At 59.8% G+C, this 19,433-nt stretch carries 28 protein-coding genes and 3 tRNA genes; 8 read left to right on the top strand and 23 right to left on the bottom strand.

Features of this window, described 5'->3' with window-relative positions; genetic code table 11:
* The first annotated feature begins 24 nt into the window (after positions 1 to 24).
* The 3 genes from AC1G9C_RS19780 (at position 25) to AC1G9C_RS19770 (ending at position 1,484) form a co-directional block, all read left to right on the top strand.
* Entirely contained in the window at positions 25 to 936 is a 912-nt protein-coding gene (locus AC1G9C_RS19780; protein ID WP_480408569.1) for a DMT family transporter, read from the top strand.
* A gap of 133 nt (positions 937 to 1,069) precedes the next feature.
* Complete coding sequence (locus AC1G9C_RS19775; RefSeq protein WP_021446130.1) at positions 1,070 to 1,228, top strand: hypothetical protein; 159 nt, start codon at positions 1,070 to 1,072, stop codon at positions 1,226 to 1,228.
* 179 nt (positions 1,229 to 1,407) lie between these two features.
* Positions 1,408 to 1,484, top strand: a tRNA-Met gene (locus tag AC1G9C_RS19770).
* A gap of 93 nt (positions 1,485 to 1,577) precedes the next feature.
* Here the strand turns inward: AC1G9C_RS19770 and AC1G9C_RS19765 are convergent.
* The 16 genes from AC1G9C_RS19765 to AC1G9C_RS19690 all read right to left on the bottom strand — a co-directional run bounded on the left by AC1G9C_RS19765 (position 1,578) and on the right by AC1G9C_RS19690 (position 10,972).
* Positions 1,578 to 1,997: a PIN domain-containing protein gene (locus tag AC1G9C_RS19765; protein ID WP_480408568.1), complete on the bottom strand. Its 420-nt coding sequence runs from the start codon at positions 1,995 to 1,997 to the stop codon at positions 1,578 to 1,580.
* Entirely contained in the window at positions 1,994 to 2,239 is a 246-nt protein-coding gene (locus tag AC1G9C_RS19760) for a FitA-like ribbon-helix-helix domain-containing protein (RefSeq protein WP_480408567.1), read from the bottom strand. The genes AC1G9C_RS19765 and AC1G9C_RS19760 overlap by 4 nt, the downstream gene beginning before the upstream one ends.
* A gap of 75 nt (positions 2,240 to 2,314) precedes the next feature.
* A complete protein-coding gene (locus AC1G9C_RS19755) occupies positions 2,315 to 2,743 on the bottom strand; it encodes a glutaredoxin domain-containing protein (protein WP_480408566.1) in 429 nt (142 codons plus the stop codon).
* 70 nt (positions 2,744 to 2,813) lie between these two features.
* Entirely contained in the window at positions 2,814 to 3,122 is a 309-nt protein-coding gene (locus AC1G9C_RS19750; protein WP_480408565.1) for a hypothetical protein, read from the bottom strand.
* Positions 3,123 to 3,185: 63 nt separating this feature from the next.
* On the bottom strand, positions 3,186 to 4,178 hold the full coding sequence (locus tag AC1G9C_RS19745; protein ID WP_480408564.1) for a phage integrase: 993 nt from the start codon (positions 4,176 to 4,178) through the stop codon (positions 3,186 to 3,188).
* Positions 4,175 to 5,458 (bottom strand): hypothetical protein, encoded by a 1,284-nt coding sequence (locus AC1G9C_RS19740; RefSeq protein ID WP_480408563.1) that lies wholly within the window; start codon positions 5,456 to 5,458, stop codon positions 4,175 to 4,177. The genes AC1G9C_RS19745 and AC1G9C_RS19740 overlap by 4 nt, the downstream gene beginning before the upstream one ends.
* 64 nt (positions 5,459 to 5,522) lie before the next feature.
* A complete protein-coding gene (locus AC1G9C_RS19735) occupies positions 5,523 to 6,749 on the bottom strand; it encodes a zonular occludens toxin domain-containing protein (RefSeq protein WP_480408562.1) in 1,227 nt (408 codons plus the stop codon).
* A gap of 3 nt (positions 6,750 to 6,752) precedes the next feature.
* Positions 6,753 to 7,082, bottom strand: coding sequence for a DUF2523 family protein (locus AC1G9C_RS19730; protein ID WP_480408561.1), 330 nt, complete (start codon positions 7,080 to 7,082; stop codon positions 6,753 to 6,755).
* A 9-nt stretch (positions 7,083 to 7,091) separates the two neighbouring features.
* Entirely contained in the window at positions 7,092 to 8,360 is a 1,269-nt protein-coding gene (locus tag AC1G9C_RS19725; RefSeq protein WP_480408560.1) for a methyltransferase, read from the bottom strand.
* Between the two features lie 138 nt (positions 8,361 to 8,498).
* Positions 8,499 to 8,717, bottom strand: a complete 219-nt coding sequence (locus AC1G9C_RS19720) for a hypothetical protein (RefSeq protein WP_480408559.1) — start codon at positions 8,715 to 8,717, stop codon at positions 8,499 to 8,501.
* A gap of 21 nt (positions 8,718 to 8,738) precedes the next feature.
* Complete coding sequence (locus tag AC1G9C_RS19715) at positions 8,739 to 8,966, bottom strand: hypothetical protein (RefSeq protein ID WP_480408558.1); 228 nt, start codon at positions 8,964 to 8,966, stop codon at positions 8,739 to 8,741.
* Positions 8,963 to 9,124 (bottom strand): hypothetical protein, encoded by a 162-nt coding sequence (locus tag AC1G9C_RS19710; RefSeq protein WP_480408557.1) that lies wholly within the window; start codon positions 9,122 to 9,124, stop codon positions 8,963 to 8,965. Before AC1G9C_RS19710 ends, AC1G9C_RS19715 begins: the two co-directional genes overlap by 4 nt.
* Positions 9,125 to 9,139: 15 nt before the next feature.
* Complete coding sequence (locus tag AC1G9C_RS19705) at positions 9,140 to 9,508, bottom strand: hypothetical protein (RefSeq protein WP_480408556.1); 369 nt, start codon at positions 9,506 to 9,508, stop codon at positions 9,140 to 9,142.
* Positions 9,509 to 9,685: 177 nt separating this feature from the next.
* On the bottom strand, positions 9,686 to 10,072 hold the full coding sequence (locus AC1G9C_RS19700; RefSeq protein WP_480408555.1) for a hypothetical protein: 387 nt from the start codon (positions 10,070 to 10,072) through the stop codon (positions 9,686 to 9,688).
* Between the two features lie 10 nt (positions 10,073 to 10,082).
* On the bottom strand, positions 10,083 to 10,364 hold the full coding sequence (pflM, locus tag AC1G9C_RS19695) for a lysogeny maintenance protein PflM (protein WP_480408554.1): 282 nt from the start codon (positions 10,362 to 10,364) through the stop codon (positions 10,083 to 10,085).
* 335 nt (positions 10,365 to 10,699) lie between these two features.
* Positions 10,700 to 10,972, bottom strand: coding sequence for a DNA-binding protein (locus AC1G9C_RS19690; protein ID WP_480408553.1), 273 nt, complete (start codon positions 10,970 to 10,972; stop codon positions 10,700 to 10,702).
* A 218-nt stretch (positions 10,973 to 11,190) separates the two neighbouring features.
* Here AC1G9C_RS19690 and AC1G9C_RS19685 point away from each other — a divergent pair, with 218 nt between their 5' ends.
* The 5 genes from AC1G9C_RS19685 (at position 11,191) to AC1G9C_RS19665 (ending at position 14,513) form a co-directional block, all read left to right on the top strand.
* Complete coding sequence (locus AC1G9C_RS19685; RefSeq protein ID WP_013714245.1) at positions 11,191 to 11,364, top strand: hypothetical protein; 174 nt, start codon at positions 11,191 to 11,193, stop codon at positions 11,362 to 11,364.
* A gap of 63 nt (positions 11,365 to 11,427) precedes the next feature.
* Positions 11,428 to 11,817, top strand: coding sequence for a (deoxy)nucleoside triphosphate pyrophosphohydrolase (locus tag AC1G9C_RS19680; protein ID WP_480408552.1), 390 nt, complete (start codon positions 11,428 to 11,430; stop codon positions 11,815 to 11,817).
* A gap of 79 nt (positions 11,818 to 11,896) precedes the next feature.
* Positions 11,897 to 12,640 carry an HNH endonuclease gene (locus AC1G9C_RS19675; RefSeq protein WP_480408551.1) on the top strand — a complete coding sequence of 248 codons (744 nt, stop codon included), beginning with the start codon at positions 11,897 to 11,899 and terminating at the stop codon, positions 12,638 to 12,640.
* A gap of 29 nt (positions 12,641 to 12,669) precedes the next feature.
* Positions 12,670 to 14,043 (top strand): DUF3696 domain-containing protein, encoded by a 1,374-nt coding sequence (locus AC1G9C_RS19670; RefSeq protein WP_480408550.1) that lies wholly within the window; start codon positions 12,670 to 12,672, stop codon positions 14,041 to 14,043.
* Complete coding sequence (locus tag AC1G9C_RS19665; RefSeq protein WP_480408549.1) at positions 14,043 to 14,513, top strand: hypothetical protein; 471 nt, start codon at positions 14,043 to 14,045, stop codon at positions 14,511 to 14,513. The genes AC1G9C_RS19670 and AC1G9C_RS19665 overlap by 1 nt, the downstream gene beginning before the upstream one ends.
* Before the next feature lie 270 nt (positions 14,514 to 14,783).
* Here the strand turns inward: AC1G9C_RS19665 and AC1G9C_RS19660 are convergent, their stop codons facing one another.
* From AC1G9C_RS19660 to AC1G9C_RS19630, 7 genes are all read right to left on the bottom strand, one after another.
* Positions 14,784 to 15,428 (bottom strand): MBL fold metallo-hydrolase, encoded by a 645-nt coding sequence (locus AC1G9C_RS19660; RefSeq protein ID WP_480408548.1) that lies wholly within the window; start codon positions 15,426 to 15,428, stop codon positions 14,784 to 14,786.
* Positions 15,429 to 15,742: 314 nt separating this feature from the next.
* Complete coding sequence (gene ychF / locus AC1G9C_RS19655; protein ID WP_021446127.1) at positions 15,743 to 16,843, bottom strand: redox-regulated ATPase YchF; 1,101 nt, start codon at positions 16,841 to 16,843, stop codon at positions 15,743 to 15,745.
* A 25-nt stretch (positions 16,844 to 16,868) separates the two neighbouring features.
* Entirely contained in the window at positions 16,869 to 17,459 is a 591-nt protein-coding gene (pth, locus tag AC1G9C_RS19650; RefSeq protein WP_480408547.1) for an aminoacyl-tRNA hydrolase, read from the bottom strand.
* Positions 17,460 to 17,522: 63 nt separating this feature from the next.
* Positions 17,523 to 18,122 (bottom strand): 50S ribosomal protein L25/general stress protein Ctc, encoded by a 600-nt coding sequence (locus tag AC1G9C_RS19645; RefSeq protein ID WP_021446125.1) that lies wholly within the window; start codon positions 18,120 to 18,122, stop codon positions 17,523 to 17,525.
* A 108-nt stretch (positions 18,123 to 18,230) separates the two neighbouring features.
* Positions 18,231 to 19,172, bottom strand: a complete 942-nt coding sequence (locus AC1G9C_RS19640) for a ribose-phosphate pyrophosphokinase (RefSeq protein WP_003244667.1) — start codon at positions 19,170 to 19,172, stop codon at positions 18,231 to 18,233.
* A gap of 45 nt (positions 19,173 to 19,217) precedes the next feature.
* Positions 19,218 to 19,292, bottom strand: a tRNA-Gln gene (locus tag AC1G9C_RS19635).
* Between the two features lie 56 nt (positions 19,293 to 19,348).
* Positions 19,349 to 19,423: transfer RNA gene (locus tag AC1G9C_RS19630), tRNA-Gln, on the bottom strand.
* Between the last annotated feature and the right edge of the window lie 10 nt (positions 19,424 to 19,433).

The raw sequence follows: 19,433 nt of genomic DNA, 5'->3' as shown, positions 1-19,433 counted from the left end.
CGACTGCTCGCTGCGCCAAGCCCAATGAGTTCGCTCAACCCTTCCCGTCCGCTGGCCCTGTTCGGCCTGCTGCTGGCCGTGCTCTGCTGGTCCGGCAACGCCCTGGTGGCGCGCGCCTTCGCCGGCGAGATCCCGCCCTTCGCCCTGTCGTTCTGGCGCTGGAGCCTGGCCCTGGCGCTGCTGCTGCCCTTCGTCGCGCTGCCGCTGTGGCGCCACCGCCAGCAACTCAAGGCCGCCGGCTGGCGCCTGCTGCTGGTTGCCGGCCTCGGCATCGCCGGCTACAACTCGCTGCTGTACAGCGCGGCGCAGACCACCGCGGCGATCAACATCACCCTGGTCAACACCTGCCTGCCGCTGATGACCTTTATCGGCGCCGGCCTGCTGCTCGGCGAATGGCCGGCGCGGCGCGCCTGGTGGGGCATGGCCCTGGCCGCCATCGGCCTGCTGGTGCTGATCGCCCAGGGCCAGTGGAACCGCCTGGCCAGCCTGTCGTTCAACCGCGGCGACCTGATCATGCTGCTCGCCGTGGCCGATTGGGCGCTGTACTCCCTGCTGCTGCGGCGCTGGTCCGGCTACCTGCACGCCATCCCGCCGCTGGCATTGCTCGGCGTGCTGATCCTGCTCGGCGTGCCGCTGATCCTGCCGTTCTATCTGTACGAACTGAGCCAGGGCGCGCACTTCGCCAGCACCCCGAGCAACCTCGCCGCCATCGCCTACACCGCGGTGTTCGCCTCGCTGCTGGCCTACCTGGCCTGGAACCACGGGGTCAAGGTCATCGGCGCGGCCAAGGCGGCGCTGTCCAACTACCTGATGCCGGTCTTCACCGCGCTGCTCGGCTGGCTGCTGCTGGACGAAGGCCTGCAGCCCTACCACTGGGCCGGCGCCACGCTGATCTTCGCCGGCCTGCTGCTGGCCACCCGCCCGGGCAAGGCCTGAGCGAACCGCTGCGGGGCGCAGGAGCCGGCTTGCCGGCGTGCGCCGCTCGTCTCCCCGCCGCACCGCACGCACGATATTTACCCGGCTCATCTGTCTAACCGCCTTGGGGGATAACCGCAGAGGAGACCCCGCCATGTTCAGACCGATGCTCCCCCTGTTCGCCCTCGCCGTGCTGATCGCCCTCAGCGGCTCATCCTGTCACGACCACCACCCACGCGGCGATGGCGGCGAGATGTCGCAACAGAAGCAGGAAAAACCGCGCAGCCCCACGGGCGGTGGCGGGGGCTATTGAGCGCTTGCGAGAGGGATTGCGCCTGAGCCCGGTTCGCCTGTCGGGCGTTCGCCGCCGGCTGGCGCAAGCCTGCTCCCGGCCGCCGTATGCAGCCCGGCTAACCGCTTGATAAAGCGTAAATTTATCTAGGGTTCAGGGTTGACAGTCGCCACCGAGACGCGGAAAATGCGCGCCACGTTGGCTACATAGCTCAGTCGGTTAGAGCGCAGCATTCATAATGCTGATGTCCCAGGTTCAAGTCCCGGTGTAGCCACCATAAATTTCAAGGGGTTAGCGCAAGCTAGCCCCTTTTTGTTTTGGGGCCGTGACTACAAAGTGACTACGGCTTGCCTACAGTCGATCAGCCTAACTAGGCGCTCCAAGGATCGACCAGGGCAACTCCCAGCGTTTCGAAATGGCGAATATTGCGAGTTGCGATCACGGCATCATGTAGCCGACCAATTGCAGCGATCTGCGCATCGGCCATATCAACCACCCGCCCTTTAGCCTCGGTTTCGGCTGCTATCTCCGCATAGTGGACGGCAGCGTCAGCATCGAAGGGCAGGATGTTGCCCGCGAAGTCTTCATCGAACATGACCGAGGCCACATCGAGCAGCCCTTGCTTACGCTTGCCGTCTGGCATCCTGGCAATTCCGTAAAGAATCTCCGCAACGGTGATAGCACTGATCACCAAGTCACCTGCAGGCTGAGCGTCAATCCACTCCAGAACCTGGGGCGCAGGCTTGGCGCGCATGAGCTCCGACAGCACGTTGGTATCAAGCAGGATCATTCATCAAAGCTCGCCGCTCGGGCTTTGTCTTGGCGCTCTGGCAACTCAAGGTCTACCCCGCCCACGGCGGCAAAACGCGAGTGAATGCGGCTACCTAACCCGCCACGTTTTCCTTGACGTGAGAGCGCCTGCCGAATGATGACTCGGGCTTCTTCTTCCATGGAACGGCCATGGCTCGCAGCAACGATGCGCAGCTGAGCTTTCAAGTCGTCGTCGAGGTTTCGAATAGTGATGGCGGCCATGGCTACCTCCCTTGGATTCAGTGCAATCATTGATAGCATACCTGCATGCAGGTTACATGCACACAGCGGCAGGCCTCACTGATAGATGCCCTGGAATCCCGCCACGCTGAAGCCATTCATTCTCTTGTCGCCGACCAAGATGACCGGCACGCCATTGCCGCCGATTGAGTCGTAGGCTTTGCGGGCGCGCTGGTCTTTCTCGATATCGTATTCGACGAAGCTGATGCCGTTTTGCTGGAAGTACTGGCGGGCCTGTTTGCAGTAGCCGCACCAGACAGCGGAATACATGACAACGCGCTTCGACTCGGAGCCCTGGACTGGGGCGATTGCTTCATAGCTGACGCTCTCGTAGGAATTGACTTTGATCGAGAGCAGTTCGGCTTTGTCCTTTTCCTTTGGTTTGTCACCGAAATGAACGCGCCCATTCTCGTCCGTCCATTTGTAGATTTCTGCAGAGCAGACCATCGGCAGAGTGGCGATAAGGGCGAGAATGAGTTTGTTCATGCGGTCAGCATCCATGCACGGTGGGTTTGTAGCGGATACTAGTCAATGGATCATGCTTGAGCGAGAAGGATCAAAACAGATCCCAAACCATTGCACCAAAACCGGCTAGGAAGCACGAAAACCCAACCATGATCGGGATGGCCACTAGGCGGCGTAGGCGAGGCGTGGGCGAATCACGGTGCTCAATTAGCCCAGTGATCGACGCGATAAAAGCGATCAGAGCGATCAGGAAGAATGCGGCGCTAAGCTTCAGGCTTGTGGTTGCATCCTGCCCCTTGGCGTTGAAAAGTAGAGCCGCAACGGCTGCTGACGAAATGGTGATTTGAACTTTCAGCCAGTCAATCACGTCCTTGGCTTGATCCTGCTTGATGTCGAACATAAGGCCTCGCTTAGCTAGATGGGCTTCCATCGTCGCACGTAAACCCTTGATATTGAAAGGCCATTACTTGTCCGGAAAGCAGCGAGCTTGAGCGAGGGGAGATAGCCTAAGCGCCGACTCCAGATGATCCGGTGACAGGTGGGCATAGCGCATGGTCATGGTGATGGACGAGTGCCCGAGGATGCGTTGAAGGCCCAGGATGTCACCACCGCCCATCATGTAATGGCTGGCGAAGGTGTGCCGGAGGATGTGGGTCATCTGGCCCGGTGTATGGAAGCCGCAACGCAGGTAAGCGGATCGAAAAGCCGACCGGCAGGGCATGAACAGCCGACCGTTCCCCGGCATCCCCACCTTTAACGCAATATCTTCGACCTCTTTGGGGATCGGCACTGAGCGGGACTGGCGGTTTTTCGTGCGGTGAAAGTGAGCTTTGCCGCCGAACAACGCACCTCTTTGCAGGGATTCCGCCTCATCCCATCTGGCGCCGGTGGCCAAGCAGATCAGCGCAACCGGATAGGTGTGGTTGTTGGTCGAGCGCTTGCACTCTTCCAGCAGTTGTTCGACCTGTTGCAGGGTCAGAAACGTCAGCTCGGTCTGATCGGTCTTGATCTGGCGAACCTTGGCCAATGGGTTGATGCCGACCCAGGCACCCAGGCGGATCAGTTCGGAGAACACAGCCGACAGGTAGCGCTGTTCATGGTTGACGGTGTGCGGGGTAACGTCTTTCAGGCGGGACTGGCGGTAGCGTGCCCAGGCGAGTGCATCGAAGCTGGTAGCCAGCGGATTGCCGAGGCGCTCGACAGTGGCCAGTGTGCGCGATAGACGATGCTTGGCGTCCTTGAGCGAGCAGCCGTGCAGGTCGTACCAGAGCGTCACCAGATCGGACAGGCGATCATCGAGCGGCCGGCCGGTTCTGGTCAGGCTGGCGAAGAACTCAGATTCATAGCGCTGGGCTGCAGCTTTGGTTTTGAAGCCCTTTTTGCGTATGCGGCGACCCGAGCGACCGTTCTCGTAGAAGTCAGCGGTCCACGTATTGCCGTCTTTCCTGGCCGTCATACAGCACGCCCCCAGCGAACATGCCGTTCCTCAAGGATGCCCTTGATGTGCTTGTACAGGCCGTCTTCGTCCATGCCCTTGGCGGCATAGTGGTCGCGGATCACCGGCCAGCATTCCCAATCCTTGAGCCGGTGAAATGCCCGTCTAGCGCCCACTCGCTCCCGTGCCAGCAGGCTGACGAAGTTTCCCAGGAATAGCTCGACGTTCTTGCCCGAGAAGCCCCGCGAGGTCTTGTATTGCCGCTTGTACTCGGTGTCATCCACCAGGGAATCCACTGGCAGGTCGACGCGCACATCGTCACGGATGAGCGTCCAGATGGGCTCGAAATAGCCAGGGCGGGCCAGTAGCTTGAACTGGCGCAGGCCATAGCGCCAAAGGCCGTCGAGGTGGGGTGCAAAGGCGGCATAGCTGTCGGTTTCGATGGTCTGGCCGCTGTGCAGGTCGAACGAGCCCGAGGCGAATTGTTGGATGATCGAGTGGTGATAACGCAGCTCGACACGCCACACGTCCTGGGCCGGGTTGTAGTTGTCAGGGTCACCTTCGTCGAAGCTGTCACGGCGACGCCATACGCCTTCCCAGTAGTCGAGCTTGTCGGCCGCTCGGGCCTGTTCGGTCTTGTTGTAGATCGCCAGTTGAACGCCACCGGCCGAGCCAAACATGTAGGTCTCGCCCCGTCCGTAGACGCTGCTTTTGGTTTCCCAGGTGATTTCCTTGATGCCAGATATGTCACGGGCCGAGCGGGCACGGCAGTGCATGCGGGCGACCAGATCGGCGGGCGGTGTCCAGCCCTGCAGGTCTAGCGCGAGGTGGACGGCGCACTGGTTGCGCTCGACGTGGGTAAGCACATGGCTGGCGTAGTAGTCGAGGCGTTCTTGCAGACGCTCCGGCGAGAAGGCGTCGATGGCGTGCGGCGAGACCTCGATTTTCAGGTGGGGGCCGATGTTTTCCAGCTTGGCGTTGAAGTTCTTCACCAACAGGATGATGCCGAGGTCGGCATTCTGCAGCTTGTACTGATAGCCCGAGTCCTTACCAACGCGACCCGAATGCCAGCGCTGGCCGGCGAAGTCGACGATGGTGCCGGGCTTGTCGAACAGACACATGATTTCCGGGCGGATCAGGCCACGGTACAACTGGCGGACGGTATCGACGGTGCAGTTGAGAAGACGGACGCCAGATAGGTCTACAAATCCCCCGGCTCGCGGGTCGCAGAAAAGGCGACTTCTTGGGTCTTCTTTCCCGGTTTCGATATCAATGCGGTAGTAGTCCTTTGCCTTACTCATTCTGTGTATCACTCTGGTTTAACGTGGTTTCACACATGGGTTTATCTGACGTGTTACAGGGACGTCAGCGAGCCGGCTGCGCCGCGCTGGCACCGGCGCCTGTTGCGCTACGCTGACCGGCGCCGGTGTCAGGTTCGCGGCGCGCCGGATTCACGGACGGCACCGGGTCGATCACGCTGGTAACCGCGCCACGGCCAGTCCAGGGGGTGACACGTTCGCCATCGAGGTCGCAGTACATATCCAGTTGCCCTGGGAAGAAGCGGCATTCGCTGATGGGCACGATGCGTGTCCCGCCACCGTTGGAGACGAGGACGACGCGAGCGGTCTTGCTCACGGGCTGGGCGCTGCCGGTGTTCTGCCAGTAGGTGCCCTGGGTTGGGGGCGGCTCGGGTGGGGGCGTCGGTTGCCAGCTGCCGGTGGGCGACATGACGTAGCCGCCAACGCGCCAGGTGGTGGACATGACGGGGCCGGCTGGCTGGGTGTTGTACACGACCGCCGCCGCCCGATTGATCTTGGAGGCCGGCGCGGGCTCGGTGGGCGGGGCTGTGGTTGCCGTGGTCGGTGTTGGCTTGATGACTTCGCCGCCGAAGAACGCGCGCACGCCGTAGACGCCGAAGGTGCCGCATACGACCATGATCAGCAGCAAGCCCCACAGCCCCCAGGAACGCAGCAGCGAGGCGCGGCCATCGGCCTTGGATTCGTCGCCCACTTCGCCTGTGGCCGACTGGGTGGCGGATTTGTAGTAGCACCAGACGGTGGGCTTGAAGGTGCCCGCCGCTTGCCGCAGCAGCGCGCTTTTCGGTGGGCGCTGGCCCTTTGCGGCCCCGCGGTAGATGTCCACCCGGTAGAACTTCTTGGACTTCTTGACGATGCGGTAGGTGGTTTCCACCAGCAGGCAGACCCAGCTGGCGATTTGCTCCAGATCCTGGGTCACCAGAATGACCCGCATCGACTGGCCCTTGTCGTCGACGCGGTGGCGGTGCTCGGCCAGCAGGGCCTTGTCTTCGAGCGGGGCGAGGTTGGTTTTCTGGCCCTTGGGCCAGCGGCGCCAGAGTTCGTCGAGCACCAGGACGCAGCCGTTGGGCGCCAGGTCGGCCAGGTCGCGGCGCTCGTACCAGTCGGCTGGCAGCTGGTCGATGGTGCCGCCGAACTCGGCGAGCAAGGCGTCGATTTCCAGCGGGATGTTGGTCACCACGTGGCGGCCTTGTTTCAGGCTGGGGATGATGACGTGTTCGACGACCCCGTAGCTTTTGCCGTGTCCGGGCATCCCGGTATATGCATCGATGGCCATGGGTCACCCGATGATCGGAATGCGGCGGATCACGAAGCGGATCAGGAACGCCAGCAGCACCACGGAGACGCCGAAGTCGAGGCGGAACATGGCGGCGAAGTACAGCACCTCGGGCGGAATCGACTGCATGGCGTCGCCGGCCTGATGGAAGAACTGCGGCACCGGGATGGCTTCGAAGAACTTGACCACGCCCTGGCACAGGCCGTTGAAGACCCACTGCGGAAAGGTCTCGATAAATCCGATGATGGAGTCGAAGGCGTCTTGCAGCCATTGCAGCAGCTTGCCCGGAAACGCCCACACCCAATCGATAAAACGACCCAGTTTTTCAAGCATGGCAGCACCTCATGAGGACAGGACAATGCGCACGGCCAGCAGGCACCAGACGGCCAGCATGAGCGCGGTGAAGATTCCGGAGATTTCGCCCCACAGGGAGCAATGGCCATCGAAGGTGATGGTCTTGCCGAACAGCTCGACGCTGCCGCTGGGGCAGGTGCCGGAACCGGAGGGAAAGGCGATGCTGGTCACGGCGTTGCCGATGGGGGAGTTGAGAATGCCGTCGTAGACGTAGCTCAGCGATTCATCGAAGCCCGGCACCTTGTCGGCGCCCCCGAAGTAGGTCGGTTCGATGAACTCGCAGGGCGCATCGCCTTCGCAGAAGCCAGGGCCGGAGCCTTCGCCTTCGTCGCCCTCACCGTCGCCATCGCCGCTACCGCCTGAGCCGTTGCCGCCGCTGCCGCTGCCGTCGCCATCGCCCGAGCCGTCACCGTCGCCACTGCCCGAGCCGTCGCCATCGCTGCCGCCGTTGTTGCCGCCACCCCCGGAACCATCGCCGTCGCCTGGGGTGCCGCCTGTGTCGCCGCCGTCGCCATCCCCATTGCCGTCGCCAGGCTCGCCGCCGTCATCGGGGGTCTTGACGCAGGTGGTGCCCGACCAGCTGTAACCCGGCGGGCAGCCGGGGTCGTTGGGATCGGAAGGCGGGGTGTCGGGGGTGTCCGGTGGGTTCAGCGCATCGCCGGGGGCACCGAGGGCCGCATCGGGCGCCGTGCAGGTATCGCCGTTGCCGTTGCCAACGTAGTTGCAATAGCCGCTGTTGGTCGAACCGGGGTCGAAGTAGCAGCTGGAGGCGGTGCTGGCGATGGCATAGCTGCAGCCACCAAAGCAGACGGTCGAGCCGCCCGGAAAGCCGGTGGCCACGTAGTTACGGCCGCCCGAGTTGATGACCGGGCCGCTGGGGGATTTGAAGATGCCGGGAGACAGGTTGGAGCAGTCTTGCGGCTCGGGCGGCAGGTCGCAGTTGAGGCCGTCGGCGGAGCCGTGTTCACAGATGGCAGTGGTTTTAACCCAACGACCGTATTGACCACGGGTGCCAGTGGGCAGGTCACCAATGCAGGAAGCACCACTACTGCCCTGGAGAGCCGCCACATGCTTGTACTTAGCAACCTCGGGAGCTTCGGAAAGAATCGCCATACAGGCTGCATCGGGATTCTTCTGCCGCGAGGTGATCCAGTCACCTTGCTGGCCGTAGTAGTAGGTAATCGTGGTGGCAGCGCTGGAGACCGTCGAGAAGGCCAGCAGAGCCGCGCAGAGTGTGAAACGGAGAACCTGGCGCATGGGCGACCTCACCACCTCGAAAAGATCGCGTAGGCGCAGGCGCAACCGATGCAGAAGAAGGCGAATTCCCACAGCGCTTGCATGCTGACCTCGCAATGAGAAAGGCCGGCGCTGGGCCGGCCTGGGTGGGTGGAGGGGTTAACCGCGGAGGAAGCCGAGGACGATGCGAGCCCCCTTGATACCGGCGTACACCACCGCCAGCAGGCCGGCGATAGCCAGGACGCCGGTGGCGATGGTGGCGAAGTCGATATCGTTGGTAACGGCGCTGTAGTCCCAGGCGGCATGGGCGGAAACCGCCGCGATGCCGAAGGGAATGGCCAGGGCCAGGTCACGGGTAACGCGCTTGAGTTTTTGCATGGTGATGCTCTCCAGTAGGGGTTAGCCGTGTCTGAGGAAGTCGAGGACGGCCTTGCAGCCAATCCCGATCAAGAGCACGGTGGTTACGAGGGTGAAGCCGACGCCGAACACCTGGGCCAGAACCAGCGGGTCCAGTTGCGCGGGGTCGAACTGTTCAGGGAGCTGGATCAACACCCAGCCCCCGGAACACAGGGGCGCGCCGCTCGGGTCAATCGAGACGTTGCCGTCGCAGGTCAGCGCGTAAGTCATGCGTCGTGCTCCAGGCTGGGTTGGCAGTCCGGGCAGACGGCGTAATGCGGGGCGCAGCGCTGATCCTCGACGTACTCGTCAGAGGCGGCCGGCTGGTGGTGAAGCTGGCCGATGTAGGCCAGGCATTCGTCACACAGCACGCGGTCGAGGATCAGCACGGCGGCGCCCTCGGGTCAGGCCTTGGCCGGTTCCGGCTGGGCGCCGGTCGGTTTGGCTTGTTGTTGGGCGGCTTGCGGGGCGGCAGGCTTGGCAGCTTGGGCAGCCTTCACCGGCTCGACGTGCAGGACGATGAACTTGCCGGCGTTCTTGGAGCCTCGGTCGATTTCTACGGTGACGCGGACGGTCTCCAGCACATCGAGGCCTTTGCAGGCGGCCCACACTTCGTCCAGGGCGCTTTCGGATACCTGCATCGAGAGCAGGGAAACGCCGAGGTCTTTTTCGCCGTCCGGTTCGTCGCCCAGGTACAGCTTGACCAGATCAACGTTGTCGAACTTCACGCGCTCGGCGCTGATGAATGCCAGTTCCATAGTGGTGCGTGCCATGTTGTGTTTCCTCGCTTAGTTGCGCGTTAGTGCGCGGGTTTGCCTTTCAGCAGGCCGAGCGAGTCCACGCGGACAAACTTCGCATTTTGTCCGGGGTGGTTTTCTCGACTTGCCGAGGTTCAGTTGTTGTCGCTGGTGCAGCGGGTTACTCGGTTAACACCAAGGGCTTTGCCCTTGTCATCCCACTCTTGCCGCCGAGGGCTCGGGCGCTGGGGAGGTGAAGCGCTTCCCCAGCACCCGTGCGGAGGCTGTTTGGTCGGGCGGGCGTTCAAGGGTTCGCTCTGCCCGTGCTTCCGTTCGCCGGATCGGTGAAGCGTGATCCGACGAGCCGGGAGCGCGGCCCTTGACCGGTTCGGCACCGGTGGCGTTGGCCGGATCGCTGGGGGTGCATTGCTTGGCCACGTTGGCGATGGCGGTTTCGAAGGCGTTGCCGATGGCCTGGACGCTTTCCTGTAGGCCGACCAGGGTCACGAGCGTGGCGGCGATGGCGCCGAACAGGAACGGGGTGATCCAGTGCCAGAGCAGGGCGACCAGATAGCGGCCGAGGTGGAAAGAGACGGTCATGCGTTCACCCCTAGAACGGAAACTCGTCCGTTGGTACGGAGGTGGAGCTTTGATAGGCAACGCTCCAGAACGATGGCGGTCGGCGCGGTGGCTTGTGTTTCGCGCAGATGAAAGCCGGCCTCACGTGCCAGCGTCCGGTCAATAAGTCCCTGGAGACGTGCACGGGGCGGCAATGGCTGCATGGTGTGGACGGGTAGGGCGCGGGTCGAGCCATCGCGCGTCGGGACCAGCAGACAGAGCAGTCGCAGTTCTCGGCGTGTGGTTGGCGCAGGTACTGGCTCAAGCCTTTCATTGGCGGAGTCCCGCGCACCGAGCTTTACGACAATAGCCCCAGCTTCAGCATTGTGACGCTTGAACCACACCGAAGTCGGCATATATGGGCCTGCGTTGCGAGCATCAGGAAAGCTCAGGTTCGAGGAGTACCGCGCCGCACTTCGAAGAAGACGATTTAGCCGAAGAAACTCAGGTGCAGAAATGTAGCCTTCAGTCAGCCCGCGATTGATCAGCGAGGACGCTTCCGTCAGCGAGTCACCGTCTGTGCCACACGGGTCATTGGAGAGACGAACCTCAGTGAGTGCACCGAGAAGGCGCCAGAGGAAGTTTTGGTAGTCCATGACACCGAATCGACTAGTCATCGATGTAATCCCCCGCGCAGAAGATGGTTTTGCCTCGGTCGAGGTCGCGGCGGATGCGGTGCAGGTTGATGACGCGGTGACGGCCGATTTTCACGGTCGGCACGGTGTAGCTTTCGATCCAGCCACGCACCACGTCTTCGCTGATTTGCTCCATGCCCAGGAGCTGAGCCAGCACGTACTTCGTGCAGAACGGTGCGTCGCGGAAATCCGTTACGCGTTGGGCGTCTCCCGAAATCGAAAGCCCCACTACACCAGACTGTTCCATAGCTTTTGCCCTATACTCGTCCAAACGTTCGACTCAGATACTTGAGTCAAAATATTTGAACAAAGCATATGAATTGCTTTCTCAAAATTCAAACTATTTGATCAAAATCATTATACGAAATGGGCACGATAAACGAGCGCGTTAGAACGGTTGCCTCTATGGCTGGCATGGATCGGCTCGTGAGAGAGACGCCGATTGGCTCGAATCGATGGAGAACGGTGCTCTACAACAAGGATGTGCGGATCAGTACGGACGAGATCGAAGCACTGGGCGCTTTGTATCCGAGCTATCGCTGGTGGATGGTCAGCGGTGAGATTGCGCCAGAGATAGGGCAGACCAGCCCAGAATTCGACGAAGCCAACCGAAACTTGGCCAATCCATCCGCGGGATAGCGATCACACAGGAAGTAGCTAGGCGCTGGTACGCCCGAAGGAACAGCGGCAAGGAGTAGAGGTATGGGACGCCAAGTGGCCGCCGCGGTCATTTATCTGGACGGGAAGATTCTTATCACTCGCCGAGCCCCTGGCGAGAAGTTAGCAGGCATGTGGGAGTTTCCGGGCGGTAAGCTCGAAGCTGACGAAACCCCACAAACCTGTATTGTTCGTGAGTTGCGTGAAGAGCTCAGCGTCGAGTCTGATGCCGGTGAGGTCCTCACCACATCCCTATACACGTACCCGGGCGGCACCATCGAGTTAATCGCGGTGCTGGTCTCCCTGCGCTCTACCGCTCTCAAGCTACAGGTCCACGATCTGGCAGAGTGGGTCCTACCTAATGACTTGCTCGGCTACGAATTAGCCCCCGCAGATATCCCGATTGCCGAAGAGATCATTGGCACGTATGGCTAGCTTTACGCCGCCAGCACCTGGCGCAACGCTCAATAACAGCGAGCTCACAGCGACGTTTCTTTGCAGTGGACAAGGCGGCATGCGCCGGTCCAAACGTACCAATACGCTGGTTATCGTCTCGAACCATGTGGAGTCGGTGTATGACGATCGTTGGATAAATGACGTGCTGCATTACACCGGAATGGGGCAGGTTGGTCCCCAGTCGTTGGAGTTCAATCAGAACAGGACGCTGAACAAATCGCCCACCAACGGCGTAGCGGTCCACCTGTTCGAGGTTTTCACCAAGCGCGTATACACCTACATCGGTGAGGTTGTTCTGGCCGGTGAGCCCTATCAAGAACAGCAGCTAGATGCGGAAGGTAACAACCGGCTGGTATGGGTGTTCCCGTTGCGGTTGAAGGCAGGCAGCTTGCCTGAGATACCTGAGACCACGTTGAAAGCGCTGGACCAAGTTAAAGAGAAACAAGCTCGCTACCTAAGCGATACCGAAGTTGAGAAGCTGGCCAAGCAACAGGGGCAGACAAAGGTAGGCATGCGTACCGTTAGCGCCATTCAGCATCAGCGCTCGGCATGGGTCGCCGAGAATGCTAGGCGTCGAGCCAAAGGCCATTGTGAGCTATGCGGAGAGCCGGCACCATTTAAGCGGAAGGACGGTCGCCCTTATCTGGAAACACACCATATCGAGTGGTTAGCGAATGGCGGGGCGGACACGGTGGAGAACACCGTTGCACTTTGCCCTAACTGCCATCGGAAGATGCACATTGTTAACGGTGAGTCGGATATAAAATTGTTGAAAGTAAAGTGCTTTCAGAAATTAAATTGATTTATAAAAGTTTTATTGAGGTGTAGGCAATGCTTAGCAGGCTCAATGTTGATAATTTCAAGTCATGGACAAAACTGGATATATCTTTTAGCTCGGTGACCGGGATTTTTGGTCCGAATAGCTCAGGGAAAAGTACGATTATTCAGTTTTTGCTTTTGCTAAAGCAAACAAAAAATGCAACCGATAGGGGGTTGGTTTTAGACTTTGGAAGCTCAGATGATTATGTGAGTTTGGGCGGTTTCCAAGATGTTGTGCATAAGCATAATGTCGATAAGGAAATTTCCTGGAATGTGGTGTGGGATTTACCTAAGAAGATAACGATAAATGATGCTTCAGGGAAAAGAACAGATGTATTGGCTTCAGGTAGTAGCCTGAGTATCTGGAGCGCTGTAAGGTATCAAAAGAAGCAAATTGCATGTAATCATCTTCAGTATGACTTTGGTGAATATAGTTTTTTTATGACTCCAAAGAAAAAGGCTGTAACTGAGTATGATTTGTTGGCCGAATCAGATGATGAGAGTTGTAAGTTTAGATTTAAAAGGGTTAAGGCTAGGGCGTGGGCGCTACCGGGGCCAATTAAAACGCACTTGTTTCCTGACCAGGCTAAGACTTATTTCCAGAACTCAGATTTTCTAAGCGTATTTGAGACAGAGTACGAAAGTTTGATGGATAAGGTGTTCTATCTTGGGCCTTTGAGAGAGCCTCCAAAGCGCGACTATGCGTGGTCTGGAGCAAGTCCTTTAGATGTGGGGCGCAAAGGTGAGCAAACAGTGGCCGCAATTCTCTCGGCTACTCTTCGTAAGGAGAAAAGGAACTTAGGTGGCAGGACGCACTATAAATCATTTCAAGAAATGATTGCATATTGGCTCAAGGAATTAGGCTTGATTAGCGAGTTCTCAATATCAGAGATTGGGGAAGGGTCTAATATCTATAGAGCATATGTTAAGAAGGATCAGTATAGCGCGCCGGCGCTGTTGACAGATGTGGGGTTTGGTGTTTCGCAGGTGCTTCCAGCAATTGTTCTTTTGTACTATGTTCCAGAGGGTAGCGTGGTTCTGATGGAGCAGCCTGAAATACATTTACATCCTGCTGTTCAAAGTAAATTTGCAGACCTCATATTGAAGGTTTCAGAAACTCGACGCCTGCAAGTAATAATTGAAAGTCACAGTGAGCACATCCTTAGGAGGCTGCAGCGTAGAGTGGCAGAGGCCGAAGTAAGTAACGAATCTGTGTCGCTGTTTTTCTGTGATCAAGAAAAAGGTGTATCTAAGCTTTCAAGGCTGCAATTAAATGAATATGGCGAGATTGAGAATTGGCCCGAACACTTCTTTGGGGATGAAATGGGCGAAGTGTCCGCGGTGAGAAAGGCGGCTTTGAAAAGAAAGATAATGGCATCCAAATAATGAGCATTGTCGATACGAATGTTGCTATCGCCGCTAATGGCCGAGATACGCATGCGTGTCTTGAATGTCAATTGGCATGTGTAGAACTACTTGAAGACTTGGTAGGAAAAAGGGGAAAAGTAACAATAGATAGTAGTGGTTTGATATTGGATGAATATGCAAGGTATCTAAATCATAGTGGTCAACCTAGCGTTGGGGATGTTTTTTTTAAGTACGTTAATGATAATCAATATGTCGAAGGCGAAGTGAGAAGGTTTGACGTAACTTCAAATGGGGACGCAAAAACCGGTTTTGATGAGCTACCCCCGAATTCTATGGACCCATCCGATAGAAAATTCTTGGCAGTCGCAGTAGTTTCTGGAGCAGTGATTTACAACGCGTTAGACAGTGACTGGATCGAGCATGCTGATGAGATAGAAGCAATGGGTGTGTCTGTTGAACAACTATGCCCCCAGCATGCTATGAAGTAGGTAAGAGGATAATGCTTGGTAAGCGCTAGAAAGGTGACTACATGAGTCAATTTTCCTGGTAAGGACTGGGCTAGCCAGGGCAGGGAAGGGCTGAACGCCCCGTTTTATGGGGTTCTCTGGATCTGCGGGGCGGTTCGTAGCGGATTCATAATGCTGATGTCCCAGGTTCAAGTCCCGGTGTAGCCACCATAAATTTCAAGGGGTTAGCGCAAGCTAACCCCTTTTTGTTTGGGCGCGAAAAATTGCGCCATATGACGCTAATTTACCCCTTCAACGCATTAGTCGTTCCAGCGCGTCATCCACATGCGCCTGCCATTCCCCCTGGCCCATTTCCTGGTAACCGTTGCTGCCGGCGAAGGCGCTGCCGATGACCAGGTCGGGTTCCAGTTCGCGCAGGCCGGTGATGCTGGTGGCCATGGTCTGGCGGTCTTCGGGGCTGTTGTGGCCGGGAATAAAGCCGGCTCTCCAGCTGCCGTCCGCGCTGCGGTACAGGGTGTCGCCGGTGAACAGGTAGCGCTGACCGGTCGGGCTATGCACCAGAAAGCAGGTGCTGCCGGGGCTGTGCCCGGGGGTGGGGATCACGTCGATATTGCCGAGCAGCGTTTCGCGGTCGTCGAACAGGATGTCTGGTGTGACGAAGCGGGCGAATTCCGCCTGCTCCCGGCGGTGGCCGCCCAGCCGGGTGCCGAAGCGCTGGCGGATCTGCAGCAGCGAGTCGCCCAGTTCGTCGCGGTGGCTGAGCAATTGGTAGGCGACGCCGCCCAGCTCGCCCATCCGTTCTATCTCCTGCTGCAGGCTGGTGTTGTAGAACAGCAGGTTGCCGGCCTCGCGGGTCAGCAGGTAGGCATGGGTGGTCAGGCCCGGCATGGGGGGCTCGGTGGCGGTTTCCCAGAGGTCGTCTCGAATCTGTTGCATGGCTGGCTCCTTGGTCTTGGGAGGGATGGAGGCCAGCCTAGGACCTCAAGTTAGGTTGAGGTCAAGGATGAGGAGGGCGGCTGAGGGGCTCGCTCGGTGGGAGTATGGCGTCGTCGGCGATAGGCGCTTTCGCCGCGGGGCGTGGCTCCTGCAGTGGGGGAGGGCCGGGCGTGAGAGGCTTGCTGTCACCTGTAGGGGCGGATTTATCCGCGATATTCATGAAGGAATCGCGAATTAATTCGCTCTTACGGATCGTGGGCGATAGGCAAAGAAAACCCCGCCGAAGCGGGGTTTTCTTTATGCGCTGACAAGGCTCAGACGTTGAAGCGGAAGTGCATCACGTCGCCGTCCTTGACGATGTAGTCCTTGCCTTCCAGGCGCCATTTGCCGGCTTCCTTGGCGCCGGCTTCGCCCTTGTAGGCGATGAAGTCGTCGTAGGCGACCACTTCGGCGCGGATAAAGCCTTTCTCGAAGTCGGTGTGGATCACGGCGGCGGCCTGCGGGGCGGTGGCGCCGACGCGCACGGTCCAGGCGCGTACTTCCTTCACCCCGGCGGTGAAGTAGGTCTGCAGGTTGAGCAGCGAGTAACCGGCGCGGATCACGCGGTTCAGGCCCGGCTCTTCCATGCCCATGGTTTCGAGGAACATCTGCATCTCTTCCAGATCGTCCAGTTCGGCGATCTCGGCCTCGATCTTGTTGCACACCGGCACGACGATGGCGCCTTCTTCCTTGGCGATGGCGTTGACCACGTCGAGGTGCGGGTTGTTCTCGAAGCCGTCTTCGGCGACGTTGGCGATGTACATCACCGGCTTGGTGGTGAGCAGGTGGAAGGTCTTGGCCAGGCGCTTCTCGTCGTCGCCCAGGTCCTTCAGCAGGCTGCGCGCGGGCTTGCCTTCGGTGAAGTGGGGGATGAGTTTTTCCAGCAGGGCCTTCTGCGCCACGGCTTCCTTGTCGCCGCCCTTGGCGGTGCGGGCGACGCGCTGCAGCTGCTTCTCGCAGCTGTCGAGGTCGGCCATGATCAGTTCCAGGTCGATGATCTCGATGTCGCGCTTGGGGTCGACGCTGTTGGCGACGTGGATGACGTTCTCGTCTTCGAAGCAGCGCACCACGTGGGCGATGGCGTCGGTCTCGCGGATATTGGCGAGGAACTTGTTGCCCAGGCCTTCACCTTTCGACGCGCCCGCTACCAGGCCGGCGATGTCGACGAATTCCATGGTGGTGGGGATGACTTTCTCCGGCTTGACGATCTCGGCCAGGGCGTCCAGGCGGCTATCGGGCATCGGTACGATGCCGCTGTTCGGCTCGATGGTGCAGAAGGGGAAGTTTTCCGCGGCGATGCCGGATTTGGTGAGGGCGTTGAACAGGGTGGACTTGCCGACGTTGGGCAGGCCGACGATGCCGCAGTTGAATCCCATGATGTGTCCCTCGAGGGAAAGGTGGTTACTTGGTGGCCTTCTGGCTATGTAGTTTGCGCATGGCCACGGTCCAGTCGCCGGCGAGTATTTCCGGCAGGACGTCCAAGGCGAAGTCGATGCTTTGGTCGAGCAGTTCCTGTTCGCTGCGTGGGGCACGTCCGAGCACGTAGCCGGAAACCAGGCTGGCGTGCCCCGGGTGGCCGATGCCGAGCCGCAGACGATGGAAGTTATTCTGGTTGCCGAGCTGGGCGATGATGTCGCGCAGGCCGTTGTGTCCGCCGTGGCCGCCGCCTTGCTTGAGCTTGGCGATGCCGGGCGGCATGTCGAGTTCGTCGTGGGCCACCAGGATCTCTTCGGGCTTGATCTTGAAGAAATTGGCCAGGGCCGCCACGGACTGGCCGCTGCGGTTCATGTAGGTGGTGGGGACGAGCAGACGAACTTCGCGTCCCTGGTGGTTGAACTTGCCCACCAGGCCGAAATACTTGCGATCGACGCTGAGGTTGACGCGCTGGCTGTCCGCCACGCGCTCAACGAAAAGGGCCCCTGCATTGTGCCGGGTCTGGTCGTATTCGGGGCCGGGGTTACCCAGGCCAACGATCAGTTGTACGGCAGTCATACAGGAGCCCTTTCGAGGAAATCGCCCGGCGTGATCGCCTACCGGGCGGGTTCCGCGCTGCGATTACTCGGCAGCGCCTTCTTCTTTCACGCGGCTGGCGTGGATGTTGGCCACGGCCAGGTCGTTACCGTGAGCCAGTGCGACCAGCTCGACGCCTTTCGGCAGCTTGAGGTCGGACAGGTGAACGGTCTGACCGACTTCTACGGCAGCCAGGTCGACTTCGAGGAATTCCGGCAGGTCTTGCGGCTGGCAGGAAACTTCGACTTCGTTGATGGTGTGGGAGACTTCGCCGCCCTGCTGCTTCACGCCAACGGAGGTAGCTTCGTTGAGGAAGTGCAGGGGTACGTGAGCGCTCAGCTTCTGGCCGGCGACGACACGCTGGAAGTCGGCGTGCAGGACGAAGCCTTTGGCCGGGTGGCGCTGCAGGGCCTTGATCACCACGTTTTCGGTGGTGCCGGCAACGTTCAGGGCCAGTACGTGGCTGAACGCGGCTTCGTTTTCCAGCAGCTTGGCCAGTTGGTTGGTCAGCAGGCTGATGGATTGCGGGGCCTTGTCGCCACCGTAGATCACGGCAGGAACCAGGTTGGCGTTACGACGCAGGCGGCGGCTCGCACCTTTCCCCAGGTCGGAACGCACTTCGGCATTCAGGGTAAAGTCAGTCATTGCATTTCTCCAAAATAACCAAACCGCCTGCACGCTTGCGACCAGCGTTGGGCGGTAGGGCAAAAAGCCCCGCACGAGGCGGGGCAGTGTTGATCTGGCCTGTTCCGCTTAGCGGAACATGGCGCTGATCGATTCTTCGTTGCTGATGCGGCGGACCGCTTCGGCGACGACCGGGGCGATGTCGAGCTGGCGAATGCGCGAGCAGGACTGTGCCGCAGCGGACAGCGGGATGGTGTTGGTGACCACCAGCTCGTCCAGGACGGAATTCTCGATGTTCTCGATGGCGCGGCCGGACAGCACCGGGTGGGTGCAGTAGGCGTAGACCTTGGCGGCGCCGCGCTCTTTCAGCGCCTTGGCGGCGTGGCAGAGGGTGCCGGCGGTGTCGACCATGTCGTCGACCAGGATGCAGGTACGACCTTCGACATCGCCGATGATGTGCATCACTTCGGACTGGTTGGCCTTCTCGCGACGCTTGTCGATGATCGCCAGGTCGACACCCAGGCTCTTGGCCACAGCGCGGGCGCGGACCACGCCGCCGATGTCGGGGGAGACGATCATCAGGTTGTCGAAGCGCTGGTCTTCGATGTCGTCGACCAGGACCGGGGAACCGTAGATGTTGTCCACCGGAATGTCGAAGAAGCCCTGGATCTGGTCGGCGTGCAGGTCGACGGTCAGCACGCGGTCGATGCCGACCACGGTGAGCATGTCGGCCACTACCTTGGCGCTGATCGCCACGCGCGCGGAACGCGGACGGCGATCCTGGCGGGCGTAACCGAAGTAGGGGATGACCGCGGTGATGCGGGTCGCCGAGGAACGGCGGAAGGCATCGGCCATCACTACCAGTTCCATCAGGTTGTCGTTGGTGGGCGCACAGGTCGGCTGAATCAGGAACACGTCCTTGCCGCGGACGTTCTCGTTGATTTCGATCATGACTTCGCCGTCGGAAAACTTGCCGACCGAAGCATCGCCGAGGGGAATGTGCAGCTGACGAACGATCCGTCGCGCCAGATCGGGGTTTGCGTTCCCCGTGAAGACCATCATCTTGGACACGCGCAGTACCTGCCGGCTGGGGTATACCTGGATGGGTATGGAAAATGGCAGGGGCGGCTGGATTCGAACCAACGCATGGCAGGATCAAAACCTGCTGCCTTACCGCTTGGCGACGCCCCTATATTCTGTGTCGAACGCTGTGTGATCCGGCTGGCGATGCCTCCCGTGGGAGGTTATGGCAGGGGCGGCTGGATTCGAACCAACGCATGGCAGGATCAAAACCTGCTGCCTTACCGCTTGGCGACGCCCCTGTATCGTATA

It is taken from the genome of Pseudomonas sp. ABa2 (genome assembly GCF_056676075.1).
Note: the sequence above shows the minus strand (reverse complement) of the source record. Positions and strands in the feature narration are given on the sequence as shown.